The following is a 21,802-nucleotide window of genomic DNA, read 5'->3' on the forward strand; positions in this document are numbered from 1 at the left end:
GGGACAGCCTCTCTTTTTTGAAGACAACTATATTCAATTATTAAATCACTCCTTGGTCAAGCATAGCATGTGCTACTTTCATGAAACCAGCGATGTTGGCTCCTTTTACATAGTTGATGTAACCATCTTCTTGTCCGTATTTGAGACAAGCGTTGTGGATGGACTCCATAATCTGGTGTAACTTAGCATCTACCTCTTCGGAAGTCCAAGAAAGGTGAGCTGCGTTCTGTGTCATTTCGAGACCTGAAGTAGCTACCCCTCCTGCATTGACTGCCTTACCTGGAGCGAAAGGCAATTTAGCATCTTGGAAAGCCTTGATAGCCTCAGGAGTACAACCCATGTTGGATACTTCTGCTACGAGTTTTACGCCATTGGCGATAAGGGTTTTGGCATCGTCTCCGTTCAATTCGTTTTGGAAAGCACAAGGCAAGGCGATATCACAAGGGATTACCCATGCTTTTTTGCCTGCGGTGAATTTGCTTTCTTTAGCGAATTTTTCAGCGAAAGGTGCTACAATATTGCGGTTGGAAGCGCGGAGTTCTAGTAGGTAGTCAATCATTTCTTGAGTCATACCACCAGGTACTTCCACACATCCGTCAGGTCCAGAGAGACCGATTACTTTAGCACCCAATTGGGTAGCTTTTTCAGAAGCGCCCCAAGCCACGTTACCGAAACCAGAAACCACTACACGTTGTCCCTTGATATCGCGGCCGAGCTTTTTAAGCATATGATCTACAAAATAAAGCGCTCCATAACCCGTTGCTTCTGGACGGATAAGGGAGCCACCCCAGTTGATACCCTTACCTGTGAGTACCCCTGTATTGTATTCATGAGCCAATTTTTTGTACATGCCGTACATATAACCGATTTCACGGCCACCTACTCCTACGTCACCAGCAGGTACGTCGGTATCAGGGCCTATGTATTTCCACAATTCAAGCATGAAAGCCTGGCAGAAACGCATGATTTCGGCATCGGACTTACCTGTTGGGTCAAAGTCTGATCCTCCTTTGGCACCGCCCATAGGGAGGGTAGTAAGTGCATTTTTGAAGGTTTGTTCGAAACCTAAGAATTTTAGCATAGAAGGGTTTACCGCTTTGTGGAAACGGATACCACCTTTGTAAGGCCCGATAGCGGCATTGAACTGCACACGATAACCGAGGTTGGATTGTACCTCTCCCTTGTCATCAACCCAATCCACACGGAAGGTATGGATACGATCAGGCTCTACAATACGCTCAATGATTTTTGCCTTAGCAAATTCAGGATGTTGGTTATAGACCTCCTGTACGGATTCCAACACTTCGTGTACTGCTTGCAAGTACTCTTTTTCTCCTGGGTGTTTTGCCTCCAAAGAGGCCATAATTTTTTGTACGTCCATTATTATTTAATTTAGGTAAAAGATAAAAGGTAAAAAGTAAAAACTTTACTCATTACCGAGTGTAATGATTCTTGTATTTGTTGTTACTTTTTACCTATTACCTGTTACTTTTTACTTTCAATTTTCGCCCTACAAAGGTAAGGAATATTATAGGAATAAACAAACAAAAAGGCAACTATTTTCTTTGCTCTTTTTTAAGGGCGAATTGTCTTGCCCCTACATTAAAGAGCACGAGCTACAAGCTCGCGCTAGCATTTACTCTTTTTCAAGGGCGAATTGCTCACATACTCCGCTTTCGCGGACTTTGCTCCTACACCTGCTCATGCTAATTTTTCGTAAACTATTTCTGATCGACTATTATTAGAAGGCACGAGCTGCAAGCTTGCGTCAGCGAGGGGGTTAAAGGACACGAGCTACAAGCTCGCGCCAGCATGGGGACTATTATTAGAAGGCACAAGCTACAAGCTCGCGCCAGCGTGGGGCAACATTTTTGTCCATTAAGTCTAAAAATATGAAAGCACCAAGAGGGTGATAAAGGCAAAGGGAGAAGCGAAAATAAGGCTATCGAGCCTATCGAGCAAGCCCCCATGCCCAGGGAGTATGGTGCCGCTATCCTTTTTGCCTGCCACACGCTTGAACTTAGACTCTACCAAGTCACCCAAGGTGCCCGTTACTACCAATACAGCAGCTACTATCAGCCACTTCCATAGCTCTTTGTTGCTATATAGGGAGAGCCATGCCGCAATAAGCAAGGCGCCCACAAGCCCTCCTATGAAGCCCTCCACCGTCTTTTTGGGAGAGACCGAAGGAAAGAGCTTGGTACGGCCTAAGAAACGACCTGAGACATAGGCAAAGCTATCGCTCGCCCAGATAATGGCTAAGATAGCAATCATGGTATGTTGTGCCTCGGAGAAAGCCTCCGAGAAGCGCCACTGAGAAAATTCCCAAAAAGCAAAGGAATTGGACAACTCCTGTTCGTTCTTATAAATCTCCAATTTGTAAAGTAGCGAGATGAATAGGCAGCCTCCCCCTACATAGAATAGGTTTAAGAGGAATTTCTGCCAGGTCTCATACTTGACGGTTTCCTTTTTGTAAAGGTAAAACACCAAATAAATATCGGTGGAGATGACTGCCAAAAGCAGTAGATAGACAAAGAGATTGCTTCCGAATTCGCTTATGGGAATCAGATAGTTAAAGCACCACCAAAGGGATAGAAAAATCAGGTAAATGGTGCTTCCTGTAAGGCGAACCAATCGCTTGAACTCGAACAGACATATTAGTCCGAAGACAAGGAAAAGGAAGCCGAAGGCTTCGGCATTGGAGAGCATAATGGCTGTAAGGAGTAGGAACACGTATATAATGCCTGTGATACAGCGTTTTAGTAATTCGTTCATTCGGTTGTATTTAAGTCCTCCAAAAGGAGTAGATATGTGGTTCGGTAACAGTTTTCGTAGAAGATAGAATCTTTTTCCTCAGGGGGCGTAAAAGCTCTGAGGGTGCGTATATTATTGGGTCGTTCCTGGTGTACTTGTCGGTTAAGTCCGCCCATGGCGTCCATCAGGGTGGCGACGATTTGGCTGATTTTAGCCACTACAATCAGGGTAGAAGGGAGTTCGTCCAGGCGTTTTTGTCCCAGTTGTCGAGAGGAGAACATGATGGAACCCTCTTCGGCTACCAAATATTCGCAATCGGTCAAAAAATGAGTAGCGAGCTGGTCATTGGTAACAAAACAATCGGGGAAGTCCGCCGAGAGCTGCTGGTCTAAGTGCTCATTATGGGTAAAGACGAAGGTATCTTCGCCAGCTTCGCTGACCACGGTTTGGAACACCTTGGGGAGGTCATCTCGCTTTTCTACATAGACAAAGATGCCCCCCTTATCTTTGAAGTTTTTTACAAAAGCCTCATCAATAGGGAGTTCCTTCTGTGGTTCTTTCATATATGGGTTAGGGCTTGGCGAAGCCGAGAATGTTCCTTTGAAAAGTTTTGATAGCCAATTCATTATTAATTATCAATTGTTAATTGTTAATTGTCAACTCAAGTTTCGCAAGTTGAACCTCTATTACTTACTTTCACACACTCGTTTACGCAATCCACATACTTTGCTGCAAGTATTCGCAGACTATCCTTGAGGAGGGGAGGGTATTGACAACTAACAATTATCATCGTTTCAAGGTGTAAAGATAGGAATTTTTATTGGATAAATGAAATGTTTTATGATTTTTAGCAATGTGGGGTTTAGTATCTGTCTTTTATTCTATTCTCTTCCATGCTCGTATACGTTAAAAAAGTTAATTTGTAGCCAAAAACAAGCGGGTTATGTCTTTATTTTTTGAAAGTTTTTGTATTTTTGCACTTTCTAAAATACAACATGGATATTCGTCTAAAGAAAAAACGCTTAAAGAACGACAACAACCTTACCTTAACCATAGGAGGCTCTAAGAGTGAAACCAACCGACTTCTGCTACTACAGTCTCTTTATCCTACACTACAAATAGAAAATGCCTCCCCCTCGAAGGATTCTGAGGCGATGTATAAGGGACTATACTGTGGCGAGAGTACCATAGACATAGGAGATGCGGGCACAGCTATGCGCTTTCTGACGGCCTACTTTGCCGCTTGCCAAGACAAAGATATCTTTTTGACAGGTTCGGCTCGTATGCAGGAGCGCCCTATTGGTATTTTGGTGGATGCCTTGCGCCAATTGGGGGCAGATATCTACTATTCTAAAGCGGAGGGATTTCCGCCCTTGCATATTCGCGGTAAGCAGCTACGCGGCGGTCTGCTCTCTATCAAAGCTAATGTAAGCAGCCAATATATCTCGGCTTTGCTGCTTGTGGCTCCGTCCTTTACCGATGGGCTAATCTTACAATTGGAAGGAGAGATTACCTCCTTTCCCTATCTTAGAATGACCCTTTCGCTGCTCAATGAGCTGGGTATAGAGGGGACATATGAGGAGAACACCTTTACCATTCCCTATACAATGGCCATTGCTCCTCAGAGGATAGTGGTGGAACCCGACTGGAGTTCGGCTTCGTATTTCTATAGTATGGTAGCACTCAGCCCTATAGGGACTTCGCTCTATTTGGAACACTATAAGGAGAGAAGTCTGCAAGGTGACCGTATCGTAGCGGATATTTACCAAGCCTTCGGGGTGCGTACTATCTTTTGGGGAGATAAGATACAGCTTATTAAGGAGCGCGACTTGCTCTCACCTATATTCTCCTATAACCTGAGGGACTGTCCTGATATAGCCCAGACGATTGCGGTTACTTGTTTTGGTCTTGGGATAGAGTGTTTTTTGAGTGGCTTACATACGCTTAACATCAAGGAAACCAACCGATTGGAAGCACTCAAGAACGAACTGACGAAGCTAAATGCCGAGGTGCATATCTCCGAAGAGGAAATATGGATTGGCAGTACAGTCACACGCAAGATTCCTCGCAATGTCTCTATCAACACTTATGGAGATCACCGTATGGCGATGGCTTTTGCACCGCTATCACTGAAAATATCGCTGATTATCAATGATATGGAAGTGGTAAGCAAGTCCTTCCCAGACTTTTGGGAACAGTTTGAAAGTATTACGGAAAATGATTAATAATTAATGATTAATGCCATTAATCATTAATTTAAGTTTCGCAAGCTCTGTAATCAACTGATTCTCAAAACATCCCCCCCTACCCCCCCTCAAGGGGGGAGTTAGTAAGTAGTAGAGGTTCAATAAGTTATAGAAGGGAAAATTTCTAATTTAATAAACAAATTAGACCATTTCAACGCCCTTAAAGACACATACTCCGCTCTCGCAACTCACATACTCTGCTCCAAGTATTCGCAGACTATCCTTTGGAGGGGGGGGGAGGTTTTTACAAATAATTGTTTATCAATTACTTGCAATTTTAATAGCAACCTAAAAACAACTTGCGAAACTTAAATCATTAATCATTAATCTTTGTTTTGATATAGCGTAGTTTGCTTGTGTTTTCTGGTAGGCCAATGGGGTAGATAGCGGCATAGAGGCATTGGTCTGCACCTAAGAAAACAGGTGTTTGCTGGTTCATGGCACATCGCCACCAAGCCAAGGAGGCTTTGACCATGGTCTTAAGGCGCAGGGGAGCGGTACCCTCTATGCGGTAGAGGGCGATATCGGTTTCGTCGTTGACGGGGTCGGTATGTAGGGTGATAATATGTTTTCTATCGGCTGAGAGCAGGGGAAAACCGTCCATATATAGCTCATTGCCTGTGGCCTTATCGGTGAGTATATAAGGCACCACTTGCGTGCCTGTCACACGTACGATATATTGCTCTATGTCCTTATGCTCGCCTACATAGCTATAGATAACCTCGTTAAATCCGTCCTGACTGATGTCCTCATATTTTACTTTTTTCTTTTGGCAAGGCAGGGATAGGATTTTTCCTGTTTTCTCAATTGTCTCGCCCTTATCAAAAGGCTTGGGGCGCTGCTGCAAAGCCTGCTGGTAGTCGGCCTCGGAGATAAGGGAGATAGAGAAAAACTCAGAGATATTATCCAAATCCTTAGGGGTGCGCGTAGTACCTTTGTATTCGGTGAGGTAGCTGACTTGCTCTAGCTCCTCAGGGGAGAAGATCTCATCTTTATAACCTACTTCGCTTTTGAGAACATAACTCTCATGTGCTCCCTTTTTGACCTTGTAATAGGGGCCTTCTTCGCCTACTATTTCCAACTTGGTTCCCAAGGCGAAATCCTCCGTCTGGGGCTGGTCTTCCTTTTTAGGGGCTGGTCTGGCGTCTTCTTTGCCTAATACATATACTACCGAGCCGATGGGGAAATCGGGGCGGGTAGTGGGTGCTTGTGTTGTGTTTTCTTGGTTATCGGCCTCTTGCCTGATGGGTGCTTGCTCCTGCGCAGTAGGAGTAGGGGAGGTTGTGGCTTGCTCTTCCTTTTTAGGCTGGCAAGCGGAGAGGATTATTAGAAGGCACAAGAGAGATTTTTTCATAGTTTTGAGTTTTGGGTTACAGACTACTGATATTGTAGGCTTTTATTTGTGCTAATAATAGATGACTATTCTATCGGATATCATTCCTTATAACATAGAGAGAAGACTTGTTGTCTTCTTTATTTAACGAGAGTTCAATATAACGAAAGCTCCCTCAAAGCCAGCGAGTACCCACAGCTGGGTATGTGAAACACGGATTTCACAGATTTTCTATGTTTGTGTAATTGTGCTGTTGCGATTTACATAGAGGAATCTGTGGGAGAAAAAATATAATTTTGCTTATGTCGAACTCACGTTATTAAAGAGCATGAGCTGCAAGCTCGCGCCAGCGTGGGGGGGCTTGTAGAGACCACAAAAATAGTGCCACAAATTAGAGGAGAAGCAAATGCGACAATGAGTACATATTACCCCTTATGAGAAGTTGCCAAAAGGATGGGCGTGGTGTAGGCTGGGGGATATAGGTGAGATAATCGGAGGAGGTACTCCTTCCACTTCTATTGAGGAATATTGGAATGGTGAAGTTTCTTGGATTACTCCAGCTGATTTAAGCAATTATTCAGATAAGTATATAGCTCAAGGAAAGCGTAATATCACACAGTTAGGTTTAGATAATTCTTCTGCTAAATTAATTCCTAAAGGATCTATTTTATTTTCAACAAGGGCACCTATCGGCTATGTAGTAATAGCTGATAGACCTTTATCTACTAATCAAGGTTTTAAAAGTCTATCTCTTTCTATAAATATGTCAGAAGAATTTGTATACTATTTCCTTTTAGCAGAGAAGGAAAGAATAAAACTTCTTGCTTCAGGTACCACTTTTCAAGAACTTTCAGCAAGTGCCTTTAGTAAGATTCTTATTCCTCTTCCTCCTCTTGCAGAGCAACACCGTATCGTTCAGCAAATAAAAAACTACTTTACAGCTTTTGACCAAATAGAAAAAGAATTGGCATAGAGAGCGAATACAGTTAAGGGCGATTGGCCAATCGCCCCTACGGCTTACCAATTGACAACCGTATCTACAATAGCCTGCTGCTCGCTGGCAGTACGCCTGAGATAGATACGAGTGGTCTCAATACTTTCATGCCCCATAAGGTCGGCAAGGAGCATAAGGTCATTGAAGCGCTCTAAAAAGTTCTTAGCAAACCGATGTCTGAAAGAATGAGGATATACTACCTTAGGATTAAGCTGGTACTTATGGGCAAAAACTTTGAGTTGCTGTGCAATGCCTCGTGGGGTAATACGCTTACCAAAGCGATTAAGAAAGATATAACCCGAAGTGATTCCCTTTTCCTTAAGCCACAAACTACTTTCCTCACGCAAGAGTTTAGGAATATATAGGCGGCGTACCTTTCCGCCTTTGCTATAAAGATCCAAATAGCCTTGAGTGAGGTGTTCTGCTTTTATCTGAATCAGTTCGCTCACACGCGCCCCTGTAGCGGTGAGAAACCATACGAGAAAATACCAATCCTCATACCCATCTTTTTTGAGTTGTGCCTTTAAGAACAAGTAATCCGCATGACTAATCACATGCTCTAAAAAGTTCTTTTGCTGTACCTTTACAAAGGACATCTTCAAGGAGCCTTTCTTGACGAAGTCTAAGTACTTGTTAATCGCCTGCAAACGCAGATTGACGGTTTGTGCTTTGTACTTGTCCAGCAGGAAATTCTTGTAAGCCATCAGGTTTGGCTTGTTGATAATAGGGTATTTTTCTAAGAAATACCTCACTGTCCACACATACGAGTCTATCGTATTGGGTGCTAAGTTGCTTTTCTGGAGAAAAGACTTGAATTGTTCTATCATTTCTTTAAAATTTAGAAATGATAATAAACGAACTTTTTACAAACTATTTTCTATGGTATCTAAAAAAGAAAAATAAGTCTCTATTTTTTGGACGATACGGTACTGCTCCGCAAGAGGAGGAAGAGGGATTGTTAAGTTCTCTATCATTTTTCCACTTATATTGGGTTGAGCTCCACCATAAGCCATTTTTAGAATTTCATCACTTTTTGTTTGCATAATATAATTTCTAAATTTATGAAAAAAGATATCTTTATTTCTTATCTTAATATTTCCTACTCGCTGATTCAATACAGCTTCTCTATCTAACTTATAAACTCCCATTTTTCCTGTTGTGGCTCCTGACATCGCTATCAATAAATCCCCATATTCCACCATAAACCTTTTATCATATTCTATTTTTATAAAGACAGCCTCCGAAATATCTATTTTTCCATTCTTTATATTAGAAATTCTTATCAAAGGAGTTCCATTTTTTTGATAATCATCACTATTAAAGGCATAACCATTTTCAAAACTGCACACTTCCCCCAGCTTACACCACACCCACCCTTTTGGCAACTTCTCATAAGGGGTATCAGCAGCAGTTGTAGTTGTTTTGCCTATACGCTTAAGAAGTTCTTCCGCAGGTTCATCATTAGGGTCTTGGTGGGTAAGTTTGCCCGCTATGGCATAGTTGAGCACCTGATTTTTAGCCTGCTTAACATCGGATTTGAGCTGCTCTTTATGGGTTTCTATAGTATCCACAAGAGCAAAAAGCTGTTCTACTTTTTCAACAATACGATGCTGCTCTGCAAGGGGAGGGATAGGAATAAGTAAGTTTAAAGTGTTCTCAGAACCTATATTCCCTTGATTAACATTTCCTGTTTCTGTTTGAAAAATAGAATCTAATACAAATTGGTGTTTTAAAACAAGGTTGATAAAATAGATATTTAATTCTGAAAGAATAACTCTTAATAATCCAACTCTTTGATTAAGGTATAAGTTGTGTTTGACCTTCGGAACAACTAAAGTATAAAAATAATCTCTTTTACCTTTTGTTCCTGTCATTGTAAAAAGTAAATCATTTTCTTTAATATGATAATCTTCAATTTCATTTTGTAAGGTGTCAGGAATATAAACAGGTTGATTACTGAGTATGAGATTATTATTTTTTACATTTCCTATTCTTATTACTTGATTATTAGATTTTTCTATGTACTTATTACTCTTAAAAGCATATCCTCCCTTAAAAAAGCACACTTCCCCCAACCTACACCACTCCCATCCTTCGGGAAGTTCAAAGGGGATTTCATCAATTGGTTCGTTGTCTTTTTTGTCTCGTTTGAGCTTTTTATCTTTGATAAGCTGCTCTTTCTCTGCACGAATACGCTCCAAGAGCACGGAGGCAGGTTCATCGGTGGGATCTTGGGGGACTAACTCCCCACGGATAGCTAGGTCTAATATCTTTTGTCGTATTTGCTTAGTGTTCATGGTTTATAAGTTTTATATCTTTCTCCCAAGCTTCTATTTCTTTTAAATCGTACAAGTCTGCTTGTTGTGCCTCAAATTGTTTGCGTTTGGCATCAAATGCTTCATATACTTTACCTACGATCTTTTTCATTTGTTCATTACTAATCGTACCATTTCCTTTAAGAACTTCTTTGTCATTAAAAGCAATGACTTTATCTATATTCTCTCGCCAAAAATTCATAGTAATATCTTGTCTGTTTTTAGCCCTCAATTCTGCTGATTCTAAAAACACTATTACAAAACGATTCAGAGTATCTATTTCATCCTCTGTAAGATAGTTTTTTGCAATATAAATATCCCCTTTTCTTACTATTGAACCTTCCCATGAGGTAAGAGCCATATTGCTTTTGGAAGCATCGGCTCGGCTTACTACTATTTCAGCGGCTGTTTGTCCTGTAATCGCATAGAGTATTTTATTCTGAGTTTGTGCATAGAACATTTGTGTTGCCTTATCAGAAGGATCATAATCACTGCTAAGCATAAAGAGATCTCTCACTTTCTGATAAAAACGTTTTTCAGAGGCTCTAATATCACGAATACGCTCTAATAACTCATCAAAATAATCAGGGCGTCCATCGGGATTTTTAAGGCGTTCATCGTCCATTACAAATCCTTTAACCATATATTCTCTTAGATGTTGGTTCGCCCATTGTCTGAACTGTACCCCTCGTTTACTTCGTACCCTAAAACCAATGGCAAGAATCATTTCCAAACTGTAAAAAGTAACTTCATAATCTTTGCCGTCAGAAGCAGTTGTCAAATAATTTTTGACAACTGATCTTTGATCTAACTCGTTATCATTCAGTATATTAATTATATGATAACTAATACTCTGCTTAGAGGTGTCAAAAAGGTTAGCTAACTGATTTTGGTTGAGCCATATTGAGCCATCTTTGGCGTATAAGGCTATTTTTACCTTGTCATCCACTGTTTTATAGATAATAATATCTTGGGGTGTTTTCTCTGTTTTTTTATTACTCATCTGCCATTATTTTTTTGGGTTGGGCTATCGTCGTGATTCAAGAAATTTATCAAAATCTGATTGGAAAAGGCGGTCTTGTACGATACGATACTTTTCAAACTCCGCTAAGGCATGCGTATGGGCGATCTCGGCGGTGATTTTACCAGCGTCTTGTAAGACCTCTCGGTCGGCAAATTCTAAAAAGCGGTTGAGGCGTACCTCCCAATCACTCATGGTCATCGGGATATGTCTTAGGGCCATATCTTCTGCCATATCCAAGTAGGCAGAGACTAAGCGCTGTAGCTGTGCCATCTCATCTTCGGTAAGGTAGTTCTTAGCTACGACCACATCAAAGGGATAGATTTTCCCCTTTGGGGAATCCTTCCAAGTGGTCAGCCCCATATGAGGTTTTTCGGCATTGGCACGCTCGTAAATTACCTCGGCAGCGGTATGACCATGAATAGCCCAATGTAGTTTGTTCTGGACTGTAGCGAAAAAACGTTGGGTAGCGGAGGCTTTGGGGTCGTAATCAATGGAAGTAGCGTAAATGTCGGTGATTTTCTGATAGAACTTGCGTTCGGAGAGGCGTATTTCTCGGATACGCTGTAGCTGTTCCTCGAAATACTTCTTTCCCAGTAGGGTTCCATCGTTTTTCAGCCGCTCATCATCCATGGCAAAGCCCTTGATGGTAAATTCTTCTATGATCTGCGTTGCCCATTTGCGGAACTGCACCGCCCTTTCTGAATTGACTTTGTAGCCTACGGCAATAATCGCCGATAGGTTATAGTGCTTGGTATTATAGGTTTTCCCATCATCGGCAGTTATTAGAAAATTTCTAATAACTGAATTCTCATCTAATTCATTGTCTTCAAATATCTTCTTTAGATGATAATTGATAGTAGGGATTTCTACCCCATAGAGCAATCCCATCATTTTTTGAGAGAGCCATACATTCTCGTCGGCATAGAGGCTTTGGATATTGCTCTCTCCTGTGGCGGTAACAAAGGTTAGGTACTCCGCTACGGAAGCCCTTAGCATGTCTTTAGATTTCTTTGGACTACTCATTTCCCATGATTGCTTTTAGTTGTGCAATAGCTTCAGTGATTTTAGCTGCTTTTTCCTCCATAGTAGCTATAAGTTCGTTTAGAGGTATTTCCTCGGTTTCTTCTCCCTGACGTATCCAGCTTAGGTCAAGGCTTGTTTTGTCACGGGCACAGATTTCCTCATAGGTGTATCGGCGCCATCTGCCCTGTGGATTTTCCTCGCTATAGGTTTCTTGGCGCTTACGGCGGTCGTCACGCTGATAACACTGTACAAACTCGTCAAAGTGTTCCCGCTTGAGGGGATTGGTTTTTCCAAAGTTAGGCATATTGCTACGTAGGTCATAGAACCAAATCTCTTTGGTATTGCCTTTGTCCGAAAGTCCTCGTTCGAAGAAGAGCACATTGGTCTTGACCCCTTGGGCATAGAAAATCCCCGTAGGTAGGCGCAGGATAGTATGTAGGTTGCACTTTTCCATGAGGTCTTTGCGGATACGCTCGCCATCGCCATCTACAAAGAGCACATTGTCGGGGAGTACTACGGCAGCACGTCCGCCTTTTTTAAGACTGCGGTAGATATGTTGTAAAAAATTCAGCTGTTTGTTGGAAGTAGGGAAGGTAAGGTCGTCACGAGTAGCACGTTCGCCCCCTTTCTTGGTGCCAAAGGGTGGATTGGTCAGTACTACATCATAACCTGTCATCTGCTTGCCTAAGGAGGAAAGGGTATCGCCGAGTTGTATAGGCCCTTTGATGTCGTGCAACATGGCGTTCATCAGTGCCAAGCGGTGGGTTTCATGCACCAATTCACCCCCTGAGAAAGCCTCATTGATCTGGAACTCCTGTAGTTCTTGGGAGAGGGAGAAAAGGTCATCGGTTTGGTCTTTGATATATCGGTCAGCGGCAATCATAAAGCCAAAAGTACCACAAGCAGGGTCATTACAGCGTTCGCCCGCTTGGGGGTTCGTGAGTTCCGTCATTACATCAATAAGCACACGAGGGGTAAAGTACTGCCCTGCTCCTGATTTCTTTTCATTGGCGTTCTTCTCCAATAGGCCTTCATATAGGTTACCCAAGCCTTCTTCTTTGGCAGAATACCAATCAAGAGCATCAATGGTCTTGATGATTTTTTCGAGGTTTTTAGGCTCTTCTATATTGGACTTAGCCCCTGCATAGATTTCCTGAATCCTCCCTCGGCACTGTTCGCCTAGGTGTTCTAACAGCTCCTTATAGAATTTCTTTAGTTCTATACCGTCTTTGCTCACAAGAGTGTCCCAGCGATAAGCCTCAGGTATTTCCTCTTCGGAATTGGTTTCCTTGGCCATTTTTAGGAAAAGGATATAGGTCAGTTCTGTTACGTATTGATGGTAGGTGATACCGTCATCACGGAGCACATTACACAATGCCCATAGTTTGGCTACAATTTCTTGGTTGTTCATAGTGATAGTTTGTTTTAGGGATTTACTGATGAAATAAAAACATGCTTATTATCAGTAGGTTATGTTTGTTTTAGTTCCTTTAGGGATTTGCTGATGAAATAAGATAGTCAATAGAGGTTTTTTAGGTAAAATTATTTTTAGTCTAAAAAATCAAACGACTCATTATCAATAATTTATAGAATCTATATTTTCCATATAGGGATTTACTGATGAAATAAAAACTATGCTCATTATCAGTAGTTTATGTTTATTTTTGTTCTTTTAGGGATTTGCTGATGAAATAAGATGATAGAGGAATAAACGAATTATATCATCACCCCATAAATAAATATTCCTTTAATTCATCTACAATTTCCCCCAGATGGTTTTTAAAGACTTTATTAATCTTCTCATAGCCGCCTGCATTTTGGAAAGCTCCGGTATCAAAGTCGGCTTTTTCAATATATTGCTCCTTCTCTAAGAAAGTCTTGATACGGTCGAGCCATTTGGTTTCCATAGCATTGAAACTGTGTGTTTGTTTGAGCTTCTCAAAAGCATTGTCCAAGCGTACTTTATAATCCACTAGGGCACTGCCCAAGGCTAAGGTACGTATCATACCAATGAGGTCGGCGGTGATCTCTACATTCTTGGCATTGTTCCACGCTTGGTTCAGCTCTTTCAGGGTATAGCCCTCTTGCGCCATTTCTAGGTAAAGATGCTTGAGATCACTACGAGTAAGCTCCGAAGGGCGCGTACAGAGCAGGTTCAGGGCGGTGAGCTTATTGCGATTCTCGGCTATATAGGCTGAGAATTGTTCTATATAGTCCCCTGGGCGTTTTTCGGTCTTACCATAGCCTACATAGTGTTCGCGAACCTCATCAGGCTTGTCACTGATATATTTGTACTTTACTGTCTTAGCTTGAGAATGGAACAGGCATGCAATCGCTTTTATGTTTTCTCTGACAAAAGACTTTACTTCTTCGGAGGGTGTGTTTTTAAGAGTGGTTAAAAAATCCTTGGGAGACACGCCTTGACTTAGGCTACAGAAATAGTCGAAATCCTGTTGGCTAATATTCTTCGCGCGTCGTTGCAATCGGCCTAAGAGCTGTTGGGTATATTTGGCAATTAGCTCAAGGTCTTCGGTATGTTCAAAGCCATTGATGATATCTTCTAAGGTAGTGCTGGGATTGACCACAATAGGCGCCATTTCAGAGACTTCTGTAAAGAAATCAAAGACACCCACGGGGTCATATACATCAAAATATTCCTTGTTTATCTTAGGGCAAAGGCGGGTAGCGCGCCCGATCATCTGCTCGAAAAGAATACGCGATTTCACCAAACGCAGGAATACCAAAGTGGTGATTTCAGGGACATCTACCCCTGTGGTAAGTAGGTCTACAGTTACCACTATATTGGGATAAGTGTCGTTTTTAAACTTATTAACGGCCTCTTCTACCCGCTTTTTATCTCCTATGCTACCTGTTATCTTTTGGATAGCATCGTTATCTACCCCTTGTTCGGCATAGATTTCTTTGAGGATCTTCACCACAAGATCGGCATGGGCATCATCTACTGCAAAAATAAGGGTCTTTCCTTCGCCTGTAGGGTCTAAGAATTGAGAGATTTCCTCCAATACAGCACGGTTAAACCCTTCTACGATGATATTTCGGTTGAATTGTTCTACCTCAAAGTTCAGTTCGTCAGGTATTTCTGACAAATCTATCACTTCGTTTTTCTCAGCGTCATATACCTGTACAGTTTCTCCTTTAGCAAAGTGAATCCCTTCTATACGCTGTTGGGTAAAAATATGGTGAGGAAGGTTATAATCTACTAAAAATCCGTCCAAAACAGCTTCGCGATAAGAATACTCAAAGACAGGTTTGCCAAAGAGTTGGGTAGTGTGTAGGGCAGGGGTAGCAGTAACCGCTATTTTCACAGCATCGAAATAGTCTATAACCATGGTATATTTGCTGGTGAAATCATCTTGATCGCGGAAAGCAAATTCATCTTCACTCATCTCTTTATCAAGGATATAACCACGGTGTGCCTCATCTACGATTACCAAGTCGTAATCTGATACAGTAGGCATTTGCTCTCCTTCATTATAGAGAATACGCCTGACCATAGCCTGTACAGTACTGAGTTGTATTTTGGTTTCTTTCTCTATTGTTTTCTCACTTAGTGAGTTAATAGGATAGATGTTATAGAGAGTCTGTAGGTCTTCCAGTTTTACATCCTTGAACACATCAAGCGCCTGCTTTCCTAAGACATTGCGATCCACTAAGAACAAGATACGCTTAAAGCGTTTGGCAGCCAAAAATCGGTAGATCATCGCCAGTAGAGTACGCGTTTTTCCTGTACCTGTGGCCATAGAGAGGAGCACCGAGCGACGAGCTTCAGCTAAGGCTTTTTCGGTAGCTTCTACAGCGCGGATTTGGTAGGGACGTAGGTTGAGTCCGTTGGGGTCTCTCAGTAGGTCATAAGGTGTCTGAGTGAGGCTTTGAGTAGCTTTGGCTATATCTAAAGCCAAATCTTCCAAGAGGCCTTGAGGACTTTTCCAGTGTTGTAGTGCTTTGGGAATATTTTCCTCACGGCGCACGTCCAAAAACCAAATACCAGATTTGGTTTCTATCTGTTTGAGGTATCGCCGTCCGTTAGTGGAAAAAAGAAATGGTACCTGATAGTTACCCCATGTTCCAATGAGATAGCAGGCATGTTCTTTTTTGATATGAGTGGCGTAGTCCTTGCATTGGTTGGAGAGGATACTTGAAATATCTTTGTGTTTTGCTTTGGCCTCTACAATACCTACCAACTGCAACCCCGCAAAAAGGGCGTAGTCGGCAAAGCCTTTGTCAGTAGGCCATTCGGCAATAGCAAGGTTTTTCCCCTTCTGTGGGCGGGTACCTTTGCTATAACGCAACTGTTCAGTGTCGGCCTGCCAACCTGCTTCACACAGCTGTGCATCAATGAGTTTTCGTGTTTCGGCCTCTGAAAGCTGAAGATCCTTTGCGTATTGTAGGGTGCGGCGTGCGCGCTCTTTTTGAGCATTTATAAACTCTTTGGTCTGGGCAGCTTCCCAATAACTCTGTTGCTTTTGTAGCTCAATGAGCTGCTCGGTAAGGGCTTTGATCTGCTGCTCTTGGGCTTCCTTCTCGGCTTGTAGGTCGGCAACATTGGGTATATCCTCCTCTTTGGGCATGACAAAGGTATGCCCTCCGGTTCCCTCCCCATAACTCAAGGCATACCACTGAGCCAGATGGTAGGCCATTTGCAAGTTTGTTTTAGCAGAGGAAACCGAGTCAAAGCCAGCATGAACGGCTTCATTCCCTCGCTGTCGTAATTGGTTAAGAATACTACCTAACTGGTGTTCTATAATTCCTTCCCGCTTAAGGACACTGATTCTATTGGCCTGATTGTTATCATAAGGCAGGGCAATATGTTCTATTTGAAAGACCTCATTGACCATAACTTCAGCAAATTGGCGTAGCTTCATCAAGCAGCCATTGGGGTCGGTATATAGGTAAGTCTCTGCCAAATAAGCAATACGATAGAGTAGGAGGGGTTCAATATCTTTTAGAAATTCAAAATTACTTCTCATAATGCAGCCTTATAGGAAGTTACAAAAGTAAGGTATTTCTTTTAAGATTTTAATATTATTAACAAAGCGTTAACCAACAATCAACAACTAATGATTACTTTTCATTTTTCACCCCCCTAACAAGTATCACGCTATAGAGGACGCATAACACTACGGCCAAAGCAAAAGCGGCTAAGGGTAGGGTAAAGTTGGTAGGGGAGACGGGGAAGAGCTGGGAGAGCTTGGCCATATAGAGGTTACGCAGCACGTAGCAGAGCACTAAGGCGGCGATGATAGCCCCCAGTGTAAAGAGACAGACAACCCACTGATAGTAACGGGCTATCTGCCTAGGTGTGTAGCCAATGGAAAGCAGCGAGCGGATTTGCTCTCTGTTGCGCTGCAAGACCAGATGCAAGCTAAGGATAACCACTGCTACGGATAATAACAATATCAGTAAGGCAATCCCTACCACTGTCCAAAGGGCAGAGGAGAAGAAAAAGCGCATTTTGCTCAGTTCCAACTCGTCCTTGCTTATGGTGTAGTTATGAGCCTTGAAGTAGGTCAATATCTCCTGCTGTGAGGGGTCATGGAACTCCACTAAAAGGCGAGAGACACGTGAGGAGGGTGTCCCATAAGTCTGGTTAGCCCAAGCGAGGAAGTCTTCTGGGACGAGAATAGAGTTGATTTTAGCAGAGAAGCCCACAATACGGCTGGAGAATATTGCTTCCTTGCCATTGCCAGAGAGGCGAAGGCCGAAGGTGAGTTTGTCAATAAGTCCCTTGGAGAGCACAGGCAGTCCTTGGCTTTCGGCAAAGCCAAAGTTATAAAGGGATAGATAGTTCTCAGGAATGATGATAGGGACAAAGGATCGAGAGGGAGTCCACTGCCATTGGTCGCTCTGAACATCAATATACTTGTCGGGAATACTCTCAAAGAAAAGGTCGGTAGCAAATAGCGGCAATTCGCCCTCTCCCTCATGTGTATAGGCCATGATCTTAAAGGTAGCCACTGAAAAGGGCGCCATACTCTTGACAAAGGACTCTTTTTGCAAGGCCTCTTGTTCTTGGGGAGTGAAGTAGATACTTTCCTTCTCAAGTGAGCTTACTGCTGAAATGGGCTTGCTCACTACTGCATAGTTACTTGAAAATATATCTGTTTGCTCCTCTAACAAGGGTTTTACGTCCTTATAGAGTTGCCAAATGCCCCCTAATAGTGTTAGGGCTACCGTCAAGGCGAAGCTATAGCCGAGGAGTTGGGCTTTGGGGAGCGTTTTTCGTTGGAGCTTATAGAGCATACATCAGAATTTTAGAGCTGTAGGACTTGGTCATAATTTAGCAGCGCGTTGGTCTCTAGGGCAGTCATCAGTAGGGTAGCCCCTCTTTGGGAGAGTTCTTCGTTTAGGATCTCACAGAGCACATGGGTGTTGGCCTCATCCAGATGACTAAAAGGCTCGTCCAGAAGGAGCACCTCGAAGGGTTGGGCTAAGGCACGCAGGAAGGCGACACGTTGGCGTTGTCCTAAGGAGAGGGTAGCCACAGGGGTATCCTGCTTATGAGCAAGCCCTACCCGTGCAAGTAGTTCGCTGATCTGCTGGGAGGAGAAATAGCCTGTCAGTCGGTTCTTGAGCAGTATATTCTCCTTGGCTGTCAAAGAAGGAAAAAGGCGTAGATCTTGGAAGAGGTAGCTCAGCCTATGGCGGCGATAGGCAAAGAGGTCTTTGGGTCGGGCGATCCCATCATAGGTAATAGTACCCTCATAGCTATCGCGCTCCCCATAGAGGAAACTTAGCAGGGAGGTCTTTCCCCTACCTGACTGGGCACGGATAAGATAGCACCAAGCAGGGGCAAAGACGACCAGCTCCCTCAGATAAATATCCGAGGGAGTTAGCTCCGTCTGTTCCATATAACTTGGTCTTAGCTGATGTAAGGAGATTTCCATTGTTTTTATTTTTCGCCTTTTTCGGTTGTTCCGTCTTCTTCGATTACCTCCTCTTCTCCATAGGCTTCTCCTTCTTCGTAGTTTTCGTCATCCTCGTAGGCTTCGTCCTCTTTTGCATTATTTCCTTTGGCGGCCTTGCTTGCATTGACCTGCTTGGCAAATTTAAGGAAGCTATAGAGACTATTGCGTTCTACATTCTTCATGTGATAGATAAGGGAGGCGGTGTTTTCCTTGGCATTGGCTTTGACTTCTAAGTCCTTGGAGTGGTCTATAAGCCACTGGAAGGAAGCTTCGTCACGGACACTCTTGTCGGACTTCATCGCCATCCTGATTATACTAGGATAGTCGTCCAAGTTCAGATTGAAAAAGCCATAGAAGGTATTCTTGCCTGCCTGAGAAGCCAAGGAGCTACTATAGGCGTTATCTTTGTGTTTTCCAGCGATAAAAGCATCTACCTCGTCGGAAGAGTTGCTTATGAAAAAGGCTTTGTCATTATAAGCGAAATGGATACTTACAAAGAAAAAGGTCAGGCTATAACGATCCCCCTCTTTGGTAAAGGCACCTTCTTCAGCAACCATTTTGTCCAAGATCTTTTTATCATTGACATCAAAGCTAGCTCCTACCACAGGTATAGGAATACTCATACCCGTCTCAAAGTCCTCCAAGGCCACTACGAAACTCCCTCCGAAAAGGTTCAAGAGGTTGTCCAGCTGGAGGTCTTTCTTGGCGAGCCACTGTTTGATGTCGGCTTCTTTGACCAATTCGGGTTCAGCTTCTTTGAGGAACTCGTAGTAGTGCTTGACATTGACCGCTCCTGTGAAGGCCATAGGCATTTTCTCAGGGAAGTGCTTGAGGAGCTTTTTGTTAAAGGAAGCATCCCCTATACGATGTTTGTCTAATAGCTTTTGGTACTTTTCGTTATATAGGGTACGAGCCGAGAGGATAATCTGCTCTTTCTCGAATTCCAAGGTAGCATAGAGATAGCTTCCCTGTTGTAGGTTGAACAACGAAGGAGAAAGCGCTGAGGCGGAGGGTACTCGCTTATCCAAAGTCTCATAAGCGTCTGTTATGTTGACCCATACACTGATATCCTTCTGATCCGAAAGGAAATCGGCAAAGCCGTCAAGGGAGGTAATCTGTTTTTTAGCCTCTAAGGAGCGGAGTTGCTTGGCTTTCAAGGGGATTTGTAGTTCTGAAGCGGGTTCTTCATCTGCGTCGCCTACTCCCAGAAAAAGCGCTTTGTCGTTATCCCAGCTCAGTGTATATTTGCCTTCGGCCATGTTCAGCAACTTATAGCCACTTTCCTCGGTAGGAGTATTTTTCTTGTCAGCCAAGGCAAAAAGTTGGTTAAGGGTCTTTTCAAATTTTTCCTTATCGGAGAGGGAGCAGGCCATCCCGATATAGTTTTCCATTCCATTGCCCCCTTGTTGTCCATACTGGAAGAAATAGATAGGTTCGCGAAAACGCACCCCTGAATTTCTAGGATTACGGAGCAGCTCACGGAGGAAATCGCGTTGCTTATCCGTTAGGGAAAGGCTATCAACCCACTGCTTGAACTCCGCAGCCTCTTCAGAGGAGCCGATATCCGCTTTTTGGTAAAGCGACTTAAAGTCAATAGAAACAACCCAAGCGGCATCGCTGGGGATCAGTGACAAAGAGGCAGGCTTCTTAGAACAAGAAGCGATGAGAATGAGGACTAAGCCAAGTAAGAATCGTTTCATAAGGTTTTGAGTTTTTAAGTTCATATTGACTTCTAAGCTAATGCAAGATGAGGCTCAACGACTTTATCCAAAGGAGGTCTCTCTATAGGATAATGTTCATCTTCATAGCTTTCCACAAGGTCTGTAAGGAGCATTAATTCTATATATTCTGGATTATCTTCAGGGGTATTATCATCAACCATTTCTAAAAGTTGGTCTATACGCTTCATAATAGCGTTGTATTGTGTTTCATTTTTTATCATAATCTTATATTTTATCTATATTTTCTATATCATCATATTCCTTATGAGTACCTACAAATCGAATATACAGAATCTTAGGTGTAAATAGTATAAGAGCCACTATCCTGAAATGATTACCTTTAATATTGAAAACAAAACGTTTGTTCCCTACAGCATCTACGCTGTTAAAGCTCTTTTTTATATCAGCGAAACATGTCCATTGGGCATCTATTGTTTTCCTATACCAATCCTCCAAAGATAGTTTCGCATCAGGATAGAGCGTATAAAAATCGACCAATGCTTTCTTGGCAATGACTCTCATAAGCTGTTTTTGACTACAAAGGTATAAAAATATTTCTGATACACAAACAAATTTTTTAAGAAATGAAGTAAAAAACAGTACAGACAACGATTTTTTTACTATCTTTGCCTATTGATTTTCAAAAACCGATTTTTATATGAAAAAACTTATTTTTCTTTTATGTTTTCCCTTAGTTGCTGGGGCACAGGAGGTGCTCTCTGGGCGTATAACAGATAGCTTGGGCTTAAGTGTCCCCTATGTAAATATAGGGGTAGTGGGCAAAGGGAAAGGTACTGTCAGTGATAGCAAAGGACGGTACCAAATAGACCTTACAGGAGTTGCCCAAAAAGATAGTATCTACTTTTCTCATCTGAATTATTACCGAAGAGCTTTTGCTGTCAAAGACTTACAGCGAGATCCAAAGGTTGTCCTTGTAGAACATGTCTTTGAGTTGCCGTCCTTTACGGTAAGCCAAAAGAAGCCTAAACTACAGACGATTAAGGGAATGGGTATCTATGTAGGAGGGGTATATTATATAGGGGAAGATGTACTTAATAAAGAAGAGATTGGTAATATCATAACCCTAAAGCACACCTATTTGGCCAAGGAGTTTGAGTTGCCCATCTTGGAGAATACTATGCCTAACCTTGTGCTGCGCTTGCAAATCCTTAAGATAGAGGACGATGGTACGCTTACACCACTTGTGGAGAAGCCTATTTACCTTAATATTCCACAAAATAGTCAAAAGCAAAAGATTGTCCAAGAGCTACAGGTGGTACTTCCCAAAGGACGTATCTGGGTAGGACTTCGTGCAGTGGAAGGCTCAGGAGATGGGCACTTTGGGTTTGAGGGTAACCTCAGTGGTGGCTATGAACTCAAAGAGGGGGTTTTTAAGAAATTTGAACTGAGCATGGGAGTGAGATATGGTATTAAAGGAATCAAAATTAGTGACTAATGACAAGTGA

The 21,802-nt window shown here is 42.5% G+C and carries 18 protein-coding genes; 3 read left to right on the top strand and 15 right to left on the bottom strand.

All coding sequences use genetic code 11. The features are described from left to right. Window positions 1–40: 40 nt before the first annotated feature. From gdhA to HMPREF9331_RS05470, 3 genes are all read right to left on the bottom strand, one after another. The gene (gene gdhA, locus HMPREF9331_RS05460; protein ID WP_016420020.1) at window positions 41–1,381 is read right to left on the bottom strand and encodes an NADP-specific glutamate dehydrogenase; all 1,341 of its coding nucleotides are present in this window, start codon (window positions 1,379–1,381) and stop codon (window positions 41–43) included. Window positions 1,382–1,884: 503 nt separating this feature from the next. Further along, a complete protein-coding gene (locus HMPREF9331_RS05465) occupies window positions 1,885–2,775 on the bottom strand; it encodes a phosphatidate cytidylyltransferase (RefSeq protein ID WP_016420021.1) in 891 nt (296 codons plus the stop codon). Next, window positions 2,772–3,380, bottom strand: a complete 609-nt coding sequence (locus HMPREF9331_RS05470; RefSeq protein WP_016420022.1) for an LUD domain-containing protein — start codon at window positions 3,378–3,380, stop codon at window positions 2,772–2,774. The genes HMPREF9331_RS05465 and HMPREF9331_RS05470 overlap by 4 nt, the downstream gene beginning before the upstream one ends. Before the next feature lie 369 nt (window positions 3,381–3,749). Here HMPREF9331_RS05470 and HMPREF9331_RS05475 point away from each other — a divergent pair, with 369 nt between their 5' ends. Continuing rightward, window positions 3,750–4,979 carry a 3-phosphoshikimate 1-carboxyvinyltransferase gene (locus HMPREF9331_RS05475; protein ID WP_016420023.1) on the top strand — a complete coding sequence of 410 codons (1,230 nt, stop codon included), beginning with the start codon at window positions 3,750–3,752 and terminating at the stop codon, window positions 4,977–4,979. A 337-nt stretch (window positions 4,980–5,316) separates the two neighbouring features. On the opposite strand, the gene HMPREF9331_RS05480 is transcribed toward HMPREF9331_RS05475, so the two are convergent. Next, complete coding sequence (locus HMPREF9331_RS05480) at window positions 5,317–6,354, bottom strand: hypothetical protein (protein ID WP_016420024.1); 1,038 nt, start codon at window positions 6,352–6,354, stop codon at window positions 5,317–5,319. Between the two features lie 421 nt (window positions 6,355–6,775). On the opposite strand from HMPREF9331_RS05480, the gene HMPREF9331_RS05485 reads away from it, so the two are divergent. Then, complete coding sequence (locus HMPREF9331_RS05485; protein ID WP_016420025.1) at window positions 6,776–7,306, top strand: restriction endonuclease subunit S; 531 nt, start codon at window positions 6,776–6,778, stop codon at window positions 7,304–7,306. Window positions 7,307–7,350: 44 nt separating this feature from the next. Here HMPREF9331_RS05485 and HMPREF9331_RS05490 read toward each other — a convergent pair whose 3' ends face one another. From HMPREF9331_RS05490 to HMPREF9331_RS05540, 11 genes are all read right to left on the bottom strand, one after another. After that, entirely contained in the window at window positions 7,351–8,154 is an 804-nt protein-coding gene (locus tag HMPREF9331_RS05490) for a tyrosine-type recombinase/integrase (RefSeq protein ID WP_016420026.1), read from the bottom strand. A 36-nt stretch (window positions 8,155–8,190) separates the two neighbouring features. Continuing rightward, complete coding sequence (locus tag HMPREF9331_RS12925; RefSeq protein WP_016420027.1) at window positions 8,191–9,624, bottom strand: restriction endonuclease subunit S; 1,434 nt, start codon at window positions 9,622–9,624, stop codon at window positions 8,191–8,193. Next, window positions 9,614–10,645: a virulence RhuM family protein gene (locus tag HMPREF9331_RS05500; protein ID WP_016420028.1), complete on the bottom strand. Its 1,032-nt coding sequence runs from the start codon at window positions 10,643–10,645 to the stop codon at window positions 9,614–9,616. Before HMPREF9331_RS05500 ends, HMPREF9331_RS12925 begins: the two co-directional genes overlap by 11 nt. Before the next feature lie 24 nt (window positions 10,646–10,669). Then, window positions 10,670–11,689 carry a virulence RhuM family protein gene (locus HMPREF9331_RS05505; RefSeq protein ID WP_016420029.1) on the bottom strand — a complete coding sequence of 340 codons (1,020 nt, stop codon included), beginning with the start codon at window positions 11,687–11,689 and terminating at the stop codon, window positions 10,670–10,672. Beyond that, window positions 11,682–13,100 (bottom strand): class I SAM-dependent DNA methyltransferase, encoded by a 1,419-nt coding sequence (locus HMPREF9331_RS05510; protein WP_016420030.1) that lies wholly within the window; start codon window positions 13,098–13,100, stop codon window positions 11,682–11,684. Before HMPREF9331_RS05510 ends, HMPREF9331_RS05505 begins: the two co-directional genes overlap by 8 nt. A 313-nt stretch (window positions 13,101–13,413) precedes the next feature. Continuing rightward, entirely contained in the window at window positions 13,414–16,677 is a 3,264-nt protein-coding gene (gene hsdR, locus HMPREF9331_RS05515) for a type I restriction-modification system endonuclease (protein ID WP_016420031.1), read from the bottom strand. A gap of 94 nt (window positions 16,678–16,771) precedes the next feature. Beyond that, on the bottom strand, window positions 16,772–17,950 hold the full coding sequence (locus tag HMPREF9331_RS05520) for an FtsX-like permease family protein (protein ID WP_016420032.1): 1,179 nt from the start codon (window positions 17,948–17,950) through the stop codon (window positions 16,772–16,774). Window positions 17,951–17,961: 11 nt separating this feature from the next. Next, a complete protein-coding gene (locus tag HMPREF9331_RS05525; protein WP_234945861.1) occupies window positions 17,962–18,594 on the bottom strand; it encodes an ABC transporter ATP-binding protein in 633 nt (210 codons plus the stop codon). A 5-nt stretch (window positions 18,595–18,599) separates the two neighbouring features. Continuing rightward, window positions 18,600–20,315: a DUF4836 family protein gene (locus HMPREF9331_RS05530; RefSeq protein WP_016420034.1), complete on the bottom strand. Its 1,716-nt coding sequence runs from the start codon at window positions 20,313–20,315 to the stop codon at window positions 18,600–18,602. 32 nt (window positions 20,316–20,347) lie between these two features. Next, window positions 20,348–20,557, bottom strand: a complete 210-nt coding sequence (locus HMPREF9331_RS05535; protein ID WP_009640488.1) for an XRE family transcriptional regulator — start codon at window positions 20,555–20,557, stop codon at window positions 20,348–20,350. A 4-nt stretch (window positions 20,558–20,561) separates the two neighbouring features. Next, window positions 20,562–20,858 carry a type II toxin-antitoxin system HigB family toxin gene (locus HMPREF9331_RS05540; RefSeq protein ID WP_016420035.1) on the bottom strand — a complete coding sequence of 99 codons (297 nt, stop codon included), beginning with the start codon at window positions 20,856–20,858 and terminating at the stop codon, window positions 20,562–20,564. Between the two features lie 136 nt (window positions 20,859–20,994). Here HMPREF9331_RS05540 and HMPREF9331_RS05545 point away from each other — a divergent pair, with 136 nt between their 5' ends. Beyond that, complete coding sequence (locus HMPREF9331_RS05545; RefSeq protein WP_016420036.1) at window positions 20,995–21,792, top strand: peptidase associated/transthyretin-like domain-containing protein; 798 nt, start codon at window positions 20,995–20,997, stop codon at window positions 21,790–21,792. Window positions 21,793–21,802: the final 10 nt, after the last annotated feature.

Origin of the sequence: Capnocytophaga granulosa ATCC 51502 (genome assembly GCF_000411115.1) — a bacterium.
GTDB lineage: Bacteria > Bacteroidota > Bacteroidia > Flavobacteriales > Flavobacteriaceae > Capnocytophaga > Capnocytophaga granulosa.